Source organism: Breoghania corrubedonensis (assembly GCF_003053845.1).
GTDB lineage: Bacteria > Pseudomonadota > Alphaproteobacteria > Rhizobiales > Stappiaceae > Breoghania > Breoghania corrubedonensis.
Map to the genome: position 1 here is coordinate 144,997 of NZ_QAYG01000005.1, position 16,504 is coordinate 161,500.

General features: G+C 65.8%; 15 protein-coding genes. 12 read left to right on the top strand and 3 right to left on the bottom strand.

Features of this window, described 5'->3' with window-relative positions:
- Positions 1-87 precede the first annotated feature (87 nt).
- A complete protein-coding gene (locus C8N35_RS14465; protein WP_107990408.1) occupies positions 88-606 on the bottom strand; it encodes a CoA-binding protein in 519 nt (172 codons plus the stop codon).
- Between the two features lie 89 nt (positions 607-695).
- Between C8N35_RS14465 and C8N35_RS14470 the strand changes: the two genes are divergently transcribed.
- Positions 696-1,349, top strand: coding sequence for a MarC family protein (locus C8N35_RS14470; RefSeq protein WP_107990409.1), 654 nt, complete (start codon positions 696-698; stop codon positions 1,347-1,349).
- A 73-nt stretch (positions 1,350-1,422) separates the two neighbouring features.
- Here C8N35_RS14470 and C8N35_RS14475 read toward each other — a convergent pair whose 3' ends face one another.
- Complete coding sequence (locus tag C8N35_RS14475; protein WP_107990572.1) at positions 1,423-2,241, bottom strand: enoyl-CoA hydratase; 819 nt, start codon at positions 2,239-2,241, stop codon at positions 1,423-1,425.
- A 131-nt stretch (positions 2,242-2,372) separates the two neighbouring features.
- Here C8N35_RS14475 and C8N35_RS14480 point away from each other — a divergent pair, with 131 nt between their 5' ends.
- A complete protein-coding gene (locus C8N35_RS14480) occupies positions 2,373-2,798 on the top strand; it encodes a PaaI family thioesterase (protein WP_107990410.1) in 426 nt (141 codons plus the stop codon).
- A 79-nt stretch (positions 2,799-2,877) separates the two neighbouring features.
- Here C8N35_RS14480 and C8N35_RS14485 read toward each other — a convergent pair whose 3' ends face one another.
- Positions 2,878-4,077 carry a UbiH/UbiF family hydroxylase gene (locus C8N35_RS14485; protein WP_107990573.1) on the bottom strand — a complete coding sequence of 400 codons (1,200 nt, stop codon included), beginning with the start codon at positions 4,075-4,077 and terminating at the stop codon, positions 2,878-2,880.
- Between the two features lie 481 nt (positions 4,078-4,558).
- On the opposite strand from C8N35_RS14485, the gene C8N35_RS14490 reads away from it, so the two are divergent.
- The 10 genes from C8N35_RS14490 to C8N35_RS14535 all read left to right on the top strand — a co-directional run bounded on the left by C8N35_RS14490 (position 4,559) and on the right by C8N35_RS14535 (position 16,492).
- Positions 4,559-5,302: a CDP-alcohol phosphatidyltransferase family protein gene (locus tag C8N35_RS14490; RefSeq protein WP_107990411.1), complete on the top strand. Its 744-nt coding sequence runs from the start codon at positions 4,559-4,561 to the stop codon at positions 5,300-5,302.
- Between the two features lie 3 nt (positions 5,303-5,305).
- Positions 5,306-6,049, top strand: a complete 744-nt coding sequence (locus C8N35_RS14495) for a TerC family protein (RefSeq protein ID WP_107990412.1) — start codon at positions 5,306-5,308, stop codon at positions 6,047-6,049.
- Positions 6,050-6,102: 53 nt separating this feature from the next.
- Positions 6,103-7,080, top strand: coding sequence for a quinone oxidoreductase family protein (locus C8N35_RS14500; RefSeq protein WP_107990413.1), 978 nt, complete (start codon positions 6,103-6,105; stop codon positions 7,078-7,080).
- A 453-nt stretch (positions 7,081-7,533) separates the two neighbouring features.
- Positions 7,534-7,881: a hydroxyisourate hydrolase gene (gene uraH, locus C8N35_RS14505; protein ID WP_107990414.1), complete on the top strand. Its 348-nt coding sequence runs from the start codon at positions 7,534-7,536 to the stop codon at positions 7,879-7,881.
- Between the two features lie 5 nt (positions 7,882-7,886).
- A complete protein-coding gene (gene xdhA, locus C8N35_RS14510; protein WP_107990415.1) occupies positions 7,887-9,365 on the top strand; it encodes a xanthine dehydrogenase small subunit in 1,479 nt (492 codons plus the stop codon).
- Between the two features lies 1 nt (position 9,366).
- Complete coding sequence (gene xdhB, locus C8N35_RS14515; RefSeq protein WP_107990416.1) at positions 9,367-11,688, top strand: xanthine dehydrogenase molybdopterin binding subunit; 2,322 nt, start codon at positions 9,367-9,369, stop codon at positions 11,686-11,688.
- On the top strand, positions 11,685-12,722 hold the full coding sequence (gene xdhC / locus C8N35_RS14520; RefSeq protein WP_107990417.1) for a xanthine dehydrogenase accessory protein XdhC: 1,038 nt from the start codon (positions 11,685-11,687) through the stop codon (positions 12,720-12,722). Before xdhB ends, xdhC begins: the two co-directional genes overlap by 4 nt.
- Positions 12,723-12,844: 122 nt before the next feature.
- Positions 12,845-14,461: an ABC transporter ATP-binding protein gene (locus tag C8N35_RS14525; protein ID WP_428977110.1), complete on the top strand. Its 1,617-nt coding sequence runs from the start codon at positions 12,845-12,847 to the stop codon at positions 14,459-14,461.
- Positions 14,451-15,575: an ABC transporter permease gene (locus tag C8N35_RS14530; protein ID WP_107990418.1), complete on the top strand. Its 1,125-nt coding sequence runs from the start codon at positions 14,451-14,453 to the stop codon at positions 15,573-15,575. Before C8N35_RS14525 ends, C8N35_RS14530 begins: the two co-directional genes overlap by 11 nt.
- Positions 15,572-16,492, top strand: a complete 921-nt coding sequence (locus tag C8N35_RS14535; protein ID WP_107990419.1) for an ABC transporter permease — start codon at positions 15,572-15,574, stop codon at positions 16,490-16,492. Before C8N35_RS14530 ends, C8N35_RS14535 begins: the two co-directional genes overlap by 4 nt.
- Positions 16,493-16,504: the final 12 nt, after the last annotated feature.

Sequence of the window (16,504 nt, forward strand, 5' to 3'; positions counted from 1 at the left end):
CCCCGAAAGCAAAGCACGCCATTCCCAATGGCCGCGAAAGGCGGCAAAGCGTTACCTCATTGGCTGCCGGATTGGCTTCCAAAGCCGCTACTTGCGCAGGCCCCGATGCTGGAAACCGCCGCGCATCGCCGGCCGCTTGGACGAGATCGTGCGCGAATTGACGCCCGTCCAGCCGATCTCGCCGGAAAGCCGTCCGTATTCGATCTTGGGACAGCGGTTCATGATGACCTGCATGCCGGCTTCCTCCGCCCGCATCGCCGCCGCCTCGTGGACGACGCCGAGCTGCGTCCAGATCACCTTTGGAAGCGGGGCGAGGCCCAATGCCTCCTCGACAATGGCCGGAACAGCCTCCGAGGCGCGGAAGATGTCGACCATGTCCACCGGCCCGGGAACCTCGCCGAGGCTTGCGAAACACGGGCGGCCGAGGATCTCCTTGCCGGCCTGTCCGGGATTGACCGGAAAGACCGTGTAGCCTTTGTCGATCAGGTACTTGAGAACGAAGAAGCTCGGCCGGACCGGATTGGCGCTGGCCCCGACGATGGCGATGGTCTTGACCTCGTCGAGGATGGCGCGGATCGTTGCATCGGAATATTGATCGTGGAACACGTATGGACCTGAAGGTTGCTTAACATGAGCGCCGGCAACGCTATTGGCTTTGGCAAGCCGGAGCAAGCCACGGCTTTGCGGAGAGAGTGTTGGAGAGTTTCCTGGGGCACGCCGTTTCGGTCTTCGCCGCCTTTTTCGCGATCATGAACCCGGTCGCGAACACGCCCGTGTTCCTGTCGCTCACCTCGGGCGACGACGAGGACGTCCGCCATCTCGTCGCCTTCCGCGCTCTGGCGCTGGCATTCGCCATCGTCGTTGTCTTCGCGGTGGCGGGGAACCTGATCTTTCAGGTCTTCGGCATCACCCTGCCGGCCTTCCGCATCACCGGCGGACTGCTGGTGTTTCTCGTCGGCTATCACATGGTGCAGGGCGATGCCTCGCGCGTGCAGCAGCCTTCGAGCGAGGACAAGAAGGCGAGCCGGGAGGCGGAACTCGATGTCGCCATAGCGCCACTCGCGGTGCCGATCCTGGCAGGCCCCGGCACCATCGCGACCGCCGTCAGCTTCGCATCGGGACGCGGTGTCAGCGAACTGATGACGACGATCGCGGCCTTCTTCGTGCTGTGCGTGGTCAGCTACGGCTTTTTCCTGTTCGGCAACCGCTTCGTCACCTATCTGGGCGCGAACGGCATCAAGATCATCACCCGGTTGATGGGGCTGATCCTGGCGGTCATCGGCACACAGATGGTGATTTCCGGCGTCAGCGGCGCTGTGGCACTGATGCAGAGCGGGCAGGCGAGTTAGGCGAGCGGGGTTGTCGGGAGAACGAGAACGGGAAGGCCGCAAGGCCCGCTTGGCCTGCTGGAGCGCAGCCCCGTTACCGCCCCTCCCACTCTGGTGCGCGCTTTTCGAGGAACGCGCCGATGCCTTCCTCCGCGTCGCGGGCGAGCATGTTCTCCACCATCACGTCGGCGCAGTAGCGGTAGGCGTCCTCAAGCGACAGTTCCGCCTGCCGGTAGAACGCCTCCTTGCCGATCTTCAGTGTCAGCGGCGATTTCGACGCGATCATCTCGGCGTATTTCATCACGACCGTATCGAGATATTCCGACGGCACGATGCGGTTGATCAGGCCGAATTCGCGCGCCGTCGAGGCATCGATGCTCTCGCCGGTGAGCAGCATCTCCATCGCCTGCTTGCGGTTGACATTGCGCGCCAGCGCCACCATCGGCGTGGAGCAGAAAAGCCCGATATTGACCCCCGGCGTGCAGAAGGTCGCCCGGTCGGTGGCGATCGCCAGATCGCAGGAGGCGACGAGCTGGCAGCCGGCCGCCGTCGCCACGCCGGCGACCCCCGCAATCACCGGCTTGGGCAGCGTCACGATCTGCTGCATCAGCGCGGAGCAGCGGCCCAGGATGTCCTGGAAATAGGCGCGCCCGCGATCCCTGTCGGCGCGATGGACGGTCATTTCCTTCAGGTCGTGGCCGGCGCAGAAGACCTTTCCGGGCGCAGCGTCGATGACGATGACCCGAACCGCGTCGTCGTCGGTGGCCTTCGACAGCGCGGAGGAGAGCGCGGCCATCATCGCTTCCGACAGCGCGTTCATGCGCTCCGGCTTGTTCAGCGTCAGGCGCAGGATCCCGCTTTCGAGCGAGGATTTGAGCGGGCTGCTCGGCAGCGTGGTCGCGGCATCGGCCATGGGCACCTCCATCGTGTTTCGCGCGTTATAACGCAAATCACGTCCCGTCGTCTCTCAAGGCGCTTGCGAAATCGGTCGAGATTGTCTCCCATGACGCATAGGTAAAGATGCCAATCTCACTGGGAGGAGCGATGGGCACCGTGATGAACCGCGAGGAGGTCTCCGGCTTCCTCGACCGCGAGTTTCCCGAAATCAACCACGACGGACCGGCCTATTCGGTTGAATCGGTGCGTGAAAACGAAGTGGTGATCCGCCTGAACGCGCATGATCGCCACCTCAGGCCCGGGGGCACCGTGTCCGGCCCGGCGATGATGGCGCTGGCGGATCTCGCCGCCTATGTGGTGATTCTCGCCCATATCGGACCGGTGGCGCTGGCGGTGACGACCAACCTCAACATCAACTTCCTGAAGAAGCCGGCGCCCGGCGATCTGCTGGGCACCTGCCGTCTGCTGAAGCTCGGCAAACGGCTGGCCGTGACGGAATGCGCGATCACCAGCGAGGAAAGCGACGAGATCGTGGCTCACGCCACAGCGACCTACTCGATCCCGCCAAGGTGAGGGGGCCGCGTGGCGGCCGAACGGGACCGGCGCAGAAGGGGAGCAAGCGGCCCGTCCTTCGAGACGGACCTTTCGGCCCTCATGCCGATCTGGCGCGTCCCCGAAACGAGGGGGCGACGCCCTCGCGCATCAGGAGCCGGCGCAAGGGGCCGACCCGTCCGGCGAGATAGAGCCCGAGGCCGCGCACCATCTGAATGGGAAGGAAGTCGGCCAGAAGCGTGCGGTTGAGCGTATCGACACCGAAGATGCGGGTGTCGATGTCGCCGCGCCGCGCCGCCGCGTAGGCCGACAGGGCGGCGCCGCCGCCGATATCCTGGCCGTTGGAGCGGGCGCGCTCGCAGGCGTCGCCAAGATCCGCCACATCGCGCAGCGACAGGTTGAGCCCCTGCGCGCCGATCGGCGGAAAGACATGCGCGGTTTCGCCGACGAGCGCGATCCGGTTGGCCGCCACCGTCTTCGCCTTCATGCCCGACAGCGGGAAGACCTGCCGGCCGCTTTCAAGCGTCATCGGCCCCAGGATCGATTTGGCGTGCCGTTCGACCTCGCGCGCGAAGGCCGCATCGTCCAGCGCCTGCATCGCCACGATCTCCTTCGGCTCACCCACCCAGACGAGGCTCGACCGGTTGCCCTTCAGCGGCACCAGCGTGAAGGGGCCGTGAGGGGTATGGAATTCGGTGGATGTGTCGTCGTGCGGGCGCTGGTGCGAAAGATTGGCGACGAGCGCGGATTGGGGATAGCTCCAGCGCTGTACCGCGATGCCGGCCGCGTCGCGGGCCCGCGACGAGCGGCCGTCGCTGGCGACCAGAAGCTGAACGCGAAGCGGTGTCGCGCGGCCTTCGATATCGATTTCCACGCCATCGTCGCCGGGCCGGATCGCGTCTGCGAGCGCCTCGATGCGCGTCACGGAGGAGGCTGCCAGGGCCTTTTCGAGTACTGAATTAAGATCGTTGTTCAACACATTGTAACCGAATGCGTCGAGATCGATTTCCGCACTGTCGAAAAGGGTTTCGGGCGCACGCACGAGGCGGCCCGTGTCGTCGATGAGCCGCATCTGGCGCAAGGGGGCGGCCAGCGGCGCGATATCCTCCCATATGCCGAGATCGCCAAGGATGGCGACGGAGGCATCGAGCAGCGCGGTGGTGCGCGGATCGGCTTTCGCCCGGGGGCCGACGAGAACGGTGGAGAAACCCCGACGGGAGAGCAGGAGCGCGGCGATCATGCCTGATGGGCCGGACCCGACCACGGCGATCTCCGTCCTGTCCGCTGTCGCCTGGTTCATGTTCTCCATCCTTCCTGACGTCGCGGGAGAGGTGCCCGAAGGCGCCCCGCGAGGTCCGTTTCGTTTCGAAGCTTGTGTGTGGGGAAGGCTTAGGCCAGCCGTCGGGTTCCGGCAAGAGCGTGATCATGCGAGGGGTCAGCGCGCGCGACTCACCCGCGGGCCGCCAGACCGTGCGCCCTGCGTCATTCTGCGACACGGTAAACGACTGTTGCGCGGTTTTGCCCAATTTTTCCGGGCGGGCCGGCTGGAATGGGCGGCTTTGCGACAAGTTTTGATCGACGGCGGCGCCCAGCAATGCGAAGACATTATCCGGAGTGCCTTTGCAGGCGAAGCCGATCTGGATCAAACGATCTTTCACGTCAAGAGAGTATGGCTTCGACAGCCTATTGGTTCAAAAAGGCTGGAATGAAAGCCCGGTTGCCGTTAGGAGGCAGTCTGCTGCAACGGCGCAACCAACGCGTATCCCCGGAAAGCAAGTGAAATGGCGACGCAGCCGCGCGAAGAAACCGCTACCGGAGGCAGGTCCACCTGGCTGGCCTTCGCAGTTCATATCCTTACCGCGTCCGGTGCGTTGTGGGCTCTGCTCGCCATGGTCGCCGCGGCCGATGGCGACTGGCCGATGATGTTTGCCTGGCTTGGCGTCGCGCTCGTCGTCGATGGCATCGACGGACCGCTGGCGCGCGCGGCCAACGTCACCGAGAGGCTGCCGACCTGGTCGGGCGCCGCGCTCGATTTCGTCATCGATTATGCGACCTACGTGTTGTTGCCGGCTTTCGCCATCGCCACGGCCGGGCTGATGAGCACGCCGTACAATCTGATCGCCGCCGGTCTGGTGGTCGTCTCCGGCGCGCTCTATTTCGCCTATGACGGTATGAAGCTACCCGACAACTGTTTCCGCGGCTTCCCCGTGACGTGGAACATGCTGGTCTTCGTGATCTTCGCGTTTCCCGTTCTCCAGGCGTATTCTCTGGTGATCGTCCTCGTCTTCGTCGCGCTCACCTTCGCGCCCGTGCGCTTCGTCCATCCCGTCCGGGTCAAGCGGTGGCGGCCGCTGACGCTTCTCGTCGCCGTCGTCTGGCTGGCCTCGGCCTTCGTGGCGGCCAGCAACAATATGCAGGCCAATGGGCTGGCCGGTATTGGACTTGCCGCCTCCAGTATCTATCTGCTGGTGATCGGCGCGCTGTTTCAGCTCAACGACAAGATGCGGGCACGCCATACGGAGTGATGAATGTTCGAGTGGGTGACTGAACCGGCCGGCTGGGCCAGCCTTATCACCCTGACGGTCATGGAGATCGTCCTCGGCATCGACAATATCATCTTCGTTTCGCTGATCGTCGGCCGGCTCGAAGGGGCCTCCGCCGACAGGGCACGCGGCATCGGTCTGATGCTGGCCTTCGTTTTCCGTGTCGTGCTGCTGTCTCTGCTGGCGTGGATCATCACGTTGCAGCGACCGCTTTTCGATCTGTTCGATGTCGCTTTCTCGTGGCGCGACCTGATCCTGCTGGCCGGCGGCCTTTTTCTGATCGTCAAGGCGACGCGGGAGATCCACGACACCATCGAGCAGGGCGAGGACGACGAAGAGGGCGCGCGACAGGCCCGTCCGGCCGCGTCGTTCATGTCCATCATCGTTCAGATCGCGATCATCGACATGGTCTTCTCCATCGACTCGATCATCACCGCGATCGGCATGGCCGAGCATCTGTCGATCATGATCGCCGCCGTCGTCGTTGCCCTGGTCATCATGTATGTGGCGTCCGGCCCGATCGCCGGTTTCATTCGGCGCCACCCCACGACCAAGATGCTGGCGCTGGCCTTCCTGCTGCTCATCGGCGTGGCGCTCGTCGCCGACGGCTTGAGCTTTCACATCCCGCGCGGCTACATCTACTTCTCCATGGCGTTCGCGGCCGCGGTCGAGGTCTTCAATGTCATGGCCGCAAAGCGCCGCCGCGAACGCCGCGAGGCGGTGCGCTGATCCCGTTTGGCGCGGGGCACTCCGACAACGGCGAAACCAAAAGGGAGCTTGAGATGGTTCGAGCCATTCGCGTGCATGAAACCGGCGGACCGGAAGTGATGCGGTTCGAAGAGGTGGAGATCGGCGAGCCGGGAGCCGGGGAGGCCCGCGTGCGGCACGAGGCGATCGGCCTGAACTTCATCGACACCTATTTCCGCTCAGGCCTCTATCCCGCCCCCGCCGGCCTGCCGATGACGCCTGGCAACGAGGGCGCCGGCACGGTCGTCGCCGTGGGGCCGGATGTCACCGAGGTCAAGGTGGGCGACCGCGTCGCCTATGTCGGGCCGCTGGGCTCCTATGCGGAGGAACGGCTCGTGCCGGCCGACCGTCTGGTGAAGCTTCCCGGCGAAATCGACAGTCGAACGGCGGCCGGCATGATGCTGAAGGGCATGACGGCGAGCTATCTGCTGAAGGACACGTTCAAGGTCGGTCCGGGCACCACCCTGCTGTTCCATGCCGCGGCCGGCGGTGTCGGGCTGATCGCCGGACAGTGGGCGAAGCACCTGGGGGCCACCGTCATCGGCACGGTCGGCTCGCCGGAAAAGGCGGAGCTGGCGCGAGCCCACGGCTACGAGCATGTTATCGATTACACGAAGGAGAACTTCGTGGAGCGGGTGGCCGAGATCACCGGCGGCGCGAAGTGCGATGTCGTCTACGATTCGGTCGGCAACGATACCTATCCCGGTTCGCTCGACTGCCTGAAGCCGCTCGGCATGTGGGTGTCCTTCGGCCAGTCGTCGGGCCCGATCAGGGATTTCAACCTGGCGCTGCTGGGCCAGAAGGGCTCACTCTTCGCCACCCGGCCGACGCTCTTCACCTACGTCGCCCAAAGGGCCGACCTGGAGCGCACCGCCAACGATCTGTTCGACGTGGTGGCGAGCGGTGCGGTGAAGATCCAGGTCAACCAGACCTACGCGCTTGCCGATGCCGTGAAGGCCCACCAGGACCTTGAAGGCCGCCGCACGACGGGCACGACGGTGCTGCTGCCCTGAGACATGCCGTGAGGCGTGGACCGATGGGGCGGGCTGCGGCGATATCCGGGGGTTGGCGTTGCGCTTTTGCGGGCGCCGTCAGCCTCTTATCCACAAGACGTTCCTTCCCGACGACGTCCTCGTCCGCGCGCACCATATGCCGCATTTCCTCCGCTGATCCCGGCAGGCGATGATAATGGCGGTTTTGTGCGGTCTTTCGGGACGTGCGTTTGCCGTCGCCGAAAGCCGGGCGAATCCGGCCCTTCGCAGCCTCCGGCGTTTTCCCGATCCGGGCTTGCTCTCGCGCCGGCGATGATTTTCGATCATGGATGAGTCCGCTGTGGCATCGGTACGGTGGAGGGCGATGCCGTTTTGGCATCGCCGGGTGCTGAATTAAGTTCTTTTGTGAGCCTCTATGGTGATGCACACTCGTGGTGCATGCCCAATGAATGGTCGTTATCAAGAGGAGCCGTGATGGGCCGCCTGACCACCCATGTTCTCGACACCGCCGCGGGCAAACCGGCGGCCGGATTGCATATCGAGCTATGGTGCCTGGATGGCGAACCGGTGCGGCTGACGGCTCTTTCGACCAATGCCGACGGACGCGCCGACGCGCCGCTTCTGGAAGGAGCGGACTTTCGCGTCGGAACCTATGAATTGCGTTTCTTTGCCGGCGATTACCTGCGCAAGACGCAGGAGCTGCCCGAGACGGCCTTTCTCGACATGATCCCGATCCGCTTCGGGGTCTCCGATTCCGGCCAGCACTATCATGTGCCATTGTTGCTGTCGGCCTACGGTTATTCGACCTATCGCGGGAGTTGAGTTGCATGCGTGAAGCGATCCGCTTCCTGCGCGGGGATCAGATCATCGAGCTGTTCGACGTGGCGCCCACCGAGACGCTGCTCGACTATCTGCGCCTGCGCGAACGCAAGGTCGGCACCAAGGAGGGCTGCAACGAAGGCGATTGCGGCGCCTGCACGGTGGCGCTCGGCCGGCTTGTCGACGGACGGCTGGTCTATGAGCCGGTCAATGCCTGCATCCAGTTGCTGGGCCAGGTGGATGGCTGCGAGGTCGTCACCATCGAGGATCTGGCCGAAGGCGGCGCGTTGCATCCCGTGCAGGAGGCGCTGGCGCGCCATCACGGTTCGCAATGCGGCTTCTGCACCCCCGGCATCGCCATGAGCCTGTTCACGCTCTACCACCAGCCCGCGGCGGCACCAGACCGCAAGGCGGTGAACGAGGCGCTGGCGGGCAACCTGTGCCGCTGCACGGGGTATCGGCCGATCGCCGACGCCGCGCTGGAGGTCTGCTTCGCCGAGCCCGACGACAAGTTTTCCCGTCAGGCCGACACGATCGTCGAGATCCTGTCGGGCCTGCGGGATGGCGACGAGATCTTCATCGGCGACGAGAGGTCGTTCTTCGCATCGCCCGCAAGCATTGACTCACTGGCCGATCTCTACGCCCGCCACCCGGATGCGACGCTTGTCGCCGGGGCGACCGATGTCGGACTGTGGATCACCAAGCAGCTTCGCGAATTGCCGAAGATCATCTGGCTCGGCCGGGTGGCCTTCCTCGACCGGGTGGAACCGATCGAGGAAGGGCTGATCATTGGCGCGACGGCCTCGCTGTCGCGGGTCGAGCCGGAAATCGCCCGTCTCGATCCCGATCTCGGCGCGGTCTGGTCGCGCATCGGGTCAAAGCAGGTGCGGGCCTCGGGTACGGTCGGCGGCAATATCGCCAATGGTTCGCCGATTGGCGACACGCCGCCGATGCTGATCGCGCTTGGCGCCACGCTGGAGCTGCGCAAGGGCGATACGGCCCGCACGCTGCCACTTGAGGATTACTTCATCGACTACGGCCGGCAGGATCGCGGCGAGGCGGAGTTCGTCACCGGCCTGTTCGTGCCGGCGCCCGGCCCCAACGACGTCTTCCGCGCCTACAAGCTCTCGAAACGCTTCGACCAGGATATCTCGGCCGTCATGGCGGCCTTTCTGTTTACGGTCGAGGACGGCCGGATCATCCATGCGCGCATCGCCTTTGGCGGCATGGCCGCGACGCCCCGGCGCGCACGCCGTGCGGAAGCCGCCCTTGGCGGCGCTGTTCTCGCCGAACCCGGCACCTGGGGGCGCGCGCTGAAGGCCATCGAACGCGACTTCGCGCCGATCTCCGACATGCGGGCCAGCGCGGAATACCGCGCCAAGGCCGCCCGCTCGCTCTTCGCCAAGGCGCTGGTGGAGGCGGCCGGGATGCCGTCTGAGCGCACCCGGGTGCAGGGACACAGGGAGGCGGCGGAAATCCTTGTCTGATATGGCTGAAACGCCGACAACTCCCTACGCCACGGTTCGTCGCGCGCTGAAACATGACAGCGGCGAAAAGCACGTCAGCGGCACAGCCGTATATGTCGATGACGTGCCCGAGCCGGAGGGCACGCTGCACATGGCGCCGGGCTGGTGCCGCGGTGCCGCGCGCGGACGGATCGTTGCACTGGACCTCGATGCCGTCAGGGCGGCGCCCGGCGTCGTCGCGGTGCTGACGGCCGAGGACATTCCCGGCGACAACGACTGTTCGCCCTCCATCGGCGGCGACCCCATCCTGGCGGACGGGGAGATCATGTTCTGGGGGCAGGTGGTCTTCGCCGTCGTCGCGCGCAGCCGCGCCGAGGCGCGCCGCGCCGCCCGGCTCGCCCGCATAAAGGTCGAGGAAGACGCACCCACGATCAGCGTCGATGCTGCGCTGGTGGAAGATGCGACCGTGCTGCCGGACTACCAGTTCCGCAACGGGCAGCCGGAGGCGGCGCTCGATACCTCCAACCGGCGGCTTTCCGGTGTCATGCGCATCGGCGGGCAGGAACATTTCTATCTGGAGGGCCAGATCTCGATGGCCGTGCCGGGTGAGGATGGAGACATGTTCGTCCATTGCTCGACCCAGCACCCGAGCGAGGTACAGCATATCGTCGCCAAGGCGCTGGATGTGATCGAAGCGGGCGTGACGATCGAGGTGCGCCGCATGGGCGGGGCCTTCGGCGGCAAGGAGAGCCAGGCCAACCAGTGGGCGGCGCTCGCAGCCCTTGGCGCGCGCGTGACAGGCAAGGCCTGCAAGCTGCGGCTCGACCGTGACGACGACATGATCATGACCGGCAAACGGCATGATTTCCGCATCGACTATTCGGTGGGCTTCGAGACCGACGGCGCGATCAAGGCGGTCGACATGGCGTTTGCCGCGCGTTGCGGCTGTTCGGCGGACCTGTCGCTGGGCGTTGTCGACCGCACGATGTTCCACGCCGATTCCAGCTATTACTATCCCGACGCGCTGATCACCTCGCGCCGCATGCGCACGCATACCGTCTCCAACACGGCGTTTCGCGGTTTCGGCGGCCCGCAGGGCATGCTGGCGGCCGAACGGCTGATCGACGCCATCGCCATCACGCTCGGGCTCGATCCGCTCGACGTGCGCAAGCGCAATTTCTATGCGCAAGGCGCCGATATCACGCCCTACGGCATGCGCGTGGAGGAATTCGCGACCCAGCACGCTATCGTCACCGAGCTTGAGCAGACCTGCGATTACCGGGCGCGGCGCGAAGAGATCCGCGCCTTCAATGCCGCCAATCACATCCTGAAGAAGGGGCTGGCGCTGACGCCGGTGAAGTTCGGCATCGCCTTCACCCTGCCGCACCTGAACCAGGCCGGCGCGCTGGTTCATCTCTACCAGGACGGCTCGGTTCATCTGAACCACGGCGGCACGGAGATGGGGCAGGGGCTCAACATCAAGGTCGCGCAGGTGGTGGCGGAGGAATTCGCCATTGCGCTGGACAAGGTGAAGATCACCGCGACGCACACCGGCAAGGTGCCCAATACCGGGCCGACGGCGGCCTCCTCCGGTTCCGATCTCAACGCCATGGCGGCGCGTCGGGCGGCGGAGACGATCAAGGAGCGGCTCGTCGGCTTCGCCTCCGACAAGTACGGCGTGCCGATCGACAAGATCGTGTTCCGCGACGGGCATGTGCTGATCGGCAACGAGCCGATCCTGCTCGGCCAGCTTGCCAAGGCGGCCATTTCGAGCCGCGTGCAACTTTCCGCGACCGGCTATTACGCAACGCCGAAGATCACCTGGAACCGCCAGACGGCGACCGGCCGGCCGTTCCTCTATTTCGCCTTTGGCGCGGCGTGTTCGGAAGTCATCATCGACACGATGACCGGCGAAATGCGGGTGACCCGTGTCGACGTGCTGCACGATGTCGGAAAGTCGCTCAATCCGGCCATCGACATCGGCCAGATCGAAGGCGGCTTCGTGCAAGGCATGGGCTGGCTGACAACCGAGGAACTGGTGTGGGACGACAGGGGCCGCCTGACCACCCATGCGCCTTCAACCTACAAGATCCCGACAGCTTCGGACGTTCCTGAAGACTTCCGTGTATCCCTATACAATTCCCTGGGAAATCCCGAGCCGACGATCTACCGTTCCAAGGCGGTTGGCGAGCCTCCGGTGATGCTGGCGAATTCCGTCTTCTGCGCCATCGTCGATGCGGTGGCGAGCTTGAGGCCCGGCGTTATTCCGCCGCTCGATGCGCCCGCGACGCCGGAGGCGATCCTCGCCGCCGTCGATGCGGTGAAAGCCGCGAGGGTGCCATGAGGCGCGGTCAGGGGGGGAACGGGATCTGGGCCGAGGTGGCGCAGGCGCTCGAGAGCGAGGGCGCCGCCGCGCTGGTGACGGTGATCCGTGTCGAGGGATCCGCCCCACGGGAGGCCGGTGCGCGGCTCGTGGCGCGGCCGTCCGGCGCGTTTCGCGGCACAATCGGCGGCGGTGAGCTGGAATTTCAGGCAATCGCGGCGGCGCGCAAGGCGCTTGAGGCGGCGGACGGGGCCCGGCTGCCCCAGACCGTGCGGCGCAATTTCGCGCTTGGCCCCGAACTCGGCCAATGCTGCGGCGGGCGAACAGACCTGCTGATCGAGCGCTTTACCCCCGAACGGGCGGAGACGGTACGTGCGCTGGCCGAACGCGAGGCACTGGGACCGTTCGCGACCCGCGCCATCCTCGGCGAAGGCACGGTTCTGGAGCGTGTCATTCTGGATGAGGCCGATGTCGCGGCGATGCCGGCGGCAGCGCTCGGCGAGGGCGGGGTGCTGGTGGAACGGTTCGGGCAGGCGCGGGTGCCGCTTTATCTTTTCGGTGCGGGCCATGTCGGCCGGGCGATGGTGCTGGCGCTGGCGCCGCTGCCCTTCGACGTCACCTGGATCGACCCGCGCGCCGATGCCTTTCCCGCGGCCGTGCCGGGCAATGTCGTCTGCCGGCATGTCCCGGAGCCCGCGAGCGTGCTCGATCACGCGCCGGACGGGGCCTGCGTGCTGATCATGAGCTATTCGCACGCCATCGATCTGGAAATCACGCAAGCCGCGATCGCGGCGGGGCGTTTTGCCTATGTGGGACTGATCGGCAGCCAGACGAAGCGCGCGCGCTTTGAACGGCACATGCGCAAGGTGGGGATATCGCAGGATCTGATTTCTGAACTTGTGTGCCCCATCGGCATAAGCGGTATCACATCGCGCGAGCCGGCGGCGATTGCGGTCGCCACCGTCGCGGAACTGCTGGTGCTGCGCGACAGCGCCGCCGTTGGCACGAAACCTGCCACGGGCAAGGCGGGCAATTCGGTACGCGCGGTATCGTGACCGATGGAAAAACGGAAGAGGCCGGAGCATCACTGAGCCGGCGTAGCGACAGATAACGGGTTGGACGGGGACGGGCCGGCGAGAGCCGCCCGAATGACGGGTATGAGGCGGGGGTTTCGAGGATGAGCGACGCTGGGCCGACGATGACGCCCTCGGGTGCCGGGGAGAACGCGGGTGCCGCGCTTCTGGTCGCGCGCGGGATCACCAAGCGCTTCGGCGATCTGCTCGCCAACGATCATATCGATTTCGCCATCCGGGCCGGCGAGATCCATGCGCTTCTGGGCGAAAATGGCGCCGGCAAGTCGACGCTGGTGAAGATTCTTTACGGCGCGCTGGAGCCGAACGAGGGCGAGATCGTGTGGGACGGCAAGCCCATTGCGATTTCCAGCCCGGCCGCGGCCCGCGCGCTCGGCATCGGCATGGTATTCCAGCATTTCTCGTTGTTCGAGGCGCTGACGGTGGCGGAGAATATCGCGCTGGCGCTCAACGATGCGCCATCGATGAAGGCGCTGTGCGATCGGATCGAGACCGTCTCGCGCGATTACGGGCTGCCGCTCGATCCCGGTTCCCGCGTCGCCGATCTCTCCGTCGGCCAGCGCCAGCGCATCGAGATCGTGCGCTGTCTCCTCCAGCATCCGCGCCTGATCATCATGGACGAGCCGACCTCGGTTCTGACGCCGCAGGAATCGGACGGGCTTTTCAAGACGCTGGAGCGTCTGGCGCGCGAAGGCTGCGCGATCCTCTACATCTCGCACCGGCTGGAGGAGGTGAAGCGGCTGTGCCGGGCGGCGACGATCCTGCGCCATGGCAAGGTCGTGGGTTCGTGCGATCCGCGAGAGGAAACCGCCGGCTCGCTCGCCTCGATGATGGTGGGGGCCGACGTCAAGCAGGTGAAGGCCGACGGTGCGTCCGCAACCGGGCCTGTGCGTCTTGCCCTCAACGACCTGACCATGCCGGCCGAAAGCCCGTTCTCGGTGCCGCCGCAACATGTGGGGCTGGCGGTGCGCGCCGGCGAGGTGGTGGCGATCGCAGGCATCGCCGGCAACGGCCAGAGCGAGCTTTTCGACGCCATTTCCGGCGAGACGATCGCGCGCCAGGCGGATGCGGTGGAGATCGACGGCAAGCCGTCGGGCCGGATGGGGATCACCCAGCGCCGGCGCGCAGGCGCGGCCTTCGTGCCGGAGGAACGGCTCGGCCACGGCGCTGTGCCGGGGCTGGCGCTCGCCGACAACATCCTGCTCACCCGCCATTCCACCGGCGACGGGCTCGTCAACCTCACCCTGCTGGCACGCGGCGCGGCCCGCGCCATGGAGCGGCGCATCAAGGGCGCCTTCGATGTGCGCATGAGCCGGGAGAACCCCGAGGCCCGCTCGCTTTCGGGCGGCAACCTGCAGAAATTCGTCATGGGCCGCGAACTCGACCGCTCGCCGGGCGTGCTCGTCGTCAACCAGCCGACATGGGGCGTGGATGCGGGCGCCGCGGCGCTGATCCGCCAGTCATTGATCGATCTGGCACGCTCGGGTTCCGCCGTGCTCGTCATCTCGCAGGATCTCGACGAGATCTTCGAGATCGCCGACCGGATCGCGGTCATTTCGCGCGGGCAACTGTCGGAACCCGAACCGGCGGCAGAGATGACGCGCGAGCGCATCGGCCTGCTGATGGGCGGCGCCGGCGAGAAATACGCCGGCGGCGGCACGGACGCGGCAAAGACCGCAGGGGAACAGATCGATGCGGCTTGAGCTGAAGAAGCGTCCCGAACATTCGAAGGCGATGGCCATCGCCTCGCCGCTGATCGCCATCGCGCTGACGGTTGCCTTCGGCGCGATCCTGTTCGCGGTGCTGGGCTACGACCCGCTGAAGGCGCTCTATTCCTATTTCATCGAGCCGCTGACGGAAGCCTGGTCGCTGGAGGAACTCGCCTCCAAGGCCACGCCGCTGGTACTGATCGCGGTCGGCCTTTCGGTGGCGTTCCTGTCCAACACCTGGAACATCGGCGCGGAAGGCCAGTACACGATGGGCGCCATCTTCGGCTCCATCATCCCGGTTTATTTCTGGCAGTGGGACGGCTGGATGGTGCTGCCGGCGATGATGATCATGGGCATGATCGGCGGCGCGCTTTATGGCGCGATCCCGGCCTTTCTGAAGACCCGCTTCGGCACCAACGAGATCCTGACCTCGCTGATGCTGGTCTATGTCGCCGGCTTCTTCCTCGACTGGCTGGTGCGCGGCCCCTGGCGCGATCCCGGCGGCTACAATTTCCCCGAAACCCGCGATTTCTCAGAGGCCGCCATCCTGCCGCCGATGTTCGGCAACGGCGCGATGCACTGGGGAGCGGTCTTCGCGCTCGTCGCCGTCGTCGTCGTCGCCTTCCTGCTCGGCGGCACACTCAAGGGCTTCGAGGTCAAGGTGCTGGGGCAGGCGGAGCGCGCGGGGGCGTTTGCCGGCTTTTCGCGGAAAAAGATGGTCTATTTCGGCTTCCTGCTGTCGGGTGCCTTTTCGGGGCTCGCGGGTATCGCCACGGTGTCGGGCACGGTGCAGCAGCTCCAGCCCTCGATCTCGCCGGGCTACGGCTTCACCGCGATCATCGTCGCGTTTCTGGGAAGGCTCAATCCGGTCGGCATCCTCATCGCCGGGCTGATGCTGGCGCTGACCTATCTCGGCGGCGAGTCCGCGCAGGTGACCATGGGCATCTCCGACAAGGTCGTGCGGGTGTTCCAGGGCATGCTGCTGTTCTTCGTGCTCGCCTGCGACACGCTGATCCTCTACCGGATCAGCCTCGTTTCGGGGCGCAGTTCCGCCGGCAAGGATGACGCGCCGCGCGAAAACCTCGTTCCGGCGGAGGAAGCGGTATGACCATGTTCGAGGCCATCCTGCTGACCGTGATCACCGCCTCCACGCCGCTGCTGCTCGCCGCCATCGGCGAACTGGTGGTGGAGCGCTCCGGCGTCCTCAATCTCGGCGTGGAAGGCATGATGGTGATGGGCGCCGTCATGGGCTTTGCGGGCGCGCAATGGACCGGCAATCCTTACGCGGGCATCGTCTGCGCGGTGCTGGCGGGCATGTTCATGGCGCTGATCTTCGCCTTCGTCACCCAGACACTGGTCGCCAACCAGGTCGCCTCGGGCCTTGCGCTGACGCTGCTGGGGCTGGGGCTTTCCGGCATGCTGGGCGAGGCCTTCGTCGGCCAGCCGGGCATCAAGCTGCCGGCGCTCGACATTCCCGGGATTTCCGACATTCCGTTCATCGGGCCGGTCTTTTTCGGTCAGGACCTGCTGGTCTATCTCTCCTTCGCGCTTGTCGTCGCGGTGACGTGGTTTCTGTTCGTCTCGCGCACGGGGTTGAAGCTGCGCGCCATCGGCGACAACCACGTCTCCGCCCATGCGCTCGGCATTCCCGTTGTCCGCTACCGCTATCTGGCGATCCTGTTCGGCGGTGCGTGCTCGGGGCTGGCGGGCGCCTATCTCAGCCTCGCCTACACGCCGCAATGGGTGGAGAACATGACCGCCGGGCGCGGCTGGATCGCGCTGGCGCTGGTCGTCTTCGGCTCCTGGCGGCCGTGGCGGGTGGTCGTCGGGGCCTATCTCTTCGGCGCGGTCTGGATCTCGCAGCTGCACCTGCAGGCGCTGGGCAGCGGCATCCCCTCGCAGTTTCTCTCGTCGCTGCCCTACATCGCGACGATCGTCGTCCTTGTCCTGATTTCCAGCAACCGCCGGCTGTCGCTGATCAACACGCCGGCGGCGCTCGGAAAGCCCTTCGTGCCGGAGCGTTAGCGAGAAAGTCCC

Coding starts and splice junctions, on each gene's coding strand:
- C8N35_RS14500 (WP_107990413.1), top strand. CDS start 6,103: ATGGTTCGAGCCATTCGCGTGCATGAAACCGGCGGACCGGAAGTGATG.
- C8N35_RS14495 (WP_107990412.1), top strand. CDS start 5,306: ATGTTCGAGTGGGTGACTGAACCGGCCGGCTGGGCCAGCCTTATCACC.
- xdhA (WP_107990415.1), top strand. CDS start 7,887: ATGCGTGAAGCGATCCGCTTCCTGCGCGGGGATCAGATCATCGAGCTG.
- uraH (WP_107990414.1), top strand. CDS start 7,534: ATGGGCCGCCTGACCACCCATGTTCTCGACACCGCCGCGGGCAAACCG.
- xdhB (WP_107990416.1), top strand. CDS start 9,367: ATGGCTGAAACGCCGACAACTCCCTACGCCACGGTTCGTCGCGCGCTG.
- C8N35_RS14530 (WP_107990418.1), top strand. CDS start 14,451: ATGCGGCTTGAGCTGAAGAAGCGTCCCGAACATTCGAAGGCGATGGCC.
- C8N35_RS14475 (WP_107990572.1), bottom strand. CDS start 2,241: ATGGCCGATGCCGCGACCACGCTGCCGAGCAGCCCGCTCAAATCCTCG.
- xdhC (WP_107990417.1), top strand. CDS start 11,685: ATGAGGCGCGGTCAGGGGGGGAACGGGATCTGGGCCGAGGTGGCGCAG.
- C8N35_RS14525 (WP_428977110.1), top strand. CDS start 12,845: ATGAGCGACGCTGGGCCGACGATGACGCCCTCGGGTGCCGGGGAGAAC.
- C8N35_RS14480 (WP_107990410.1), top strand. CDS start 2,373: ATGGGCACCGTGATGAACCGCGAGGAGGTCTCCGGCTTCCTCGACCGC.
- C8N35_RS14485 (WP_107990573.1), bottom strand. CDS start 4,077: ATGAACCAGGCGACAGCGGACAGGACGGAGATCGCCGTGGTCGGGTCC.
- C8N35_RS14490 (WP_107990411.1), top strand. CDS start 4,559: ATGGCGACGCAGCCGCGCGAAGAAACCGCTACCGGAGGCAGGTCCACC.
- C8N35_RS14535 (WP_107990419.1), top strand. CDS start 15,572: ATGACCATGTTCGAGGCCATCCTGCTGACCGTGATCACCGCCTCCACG.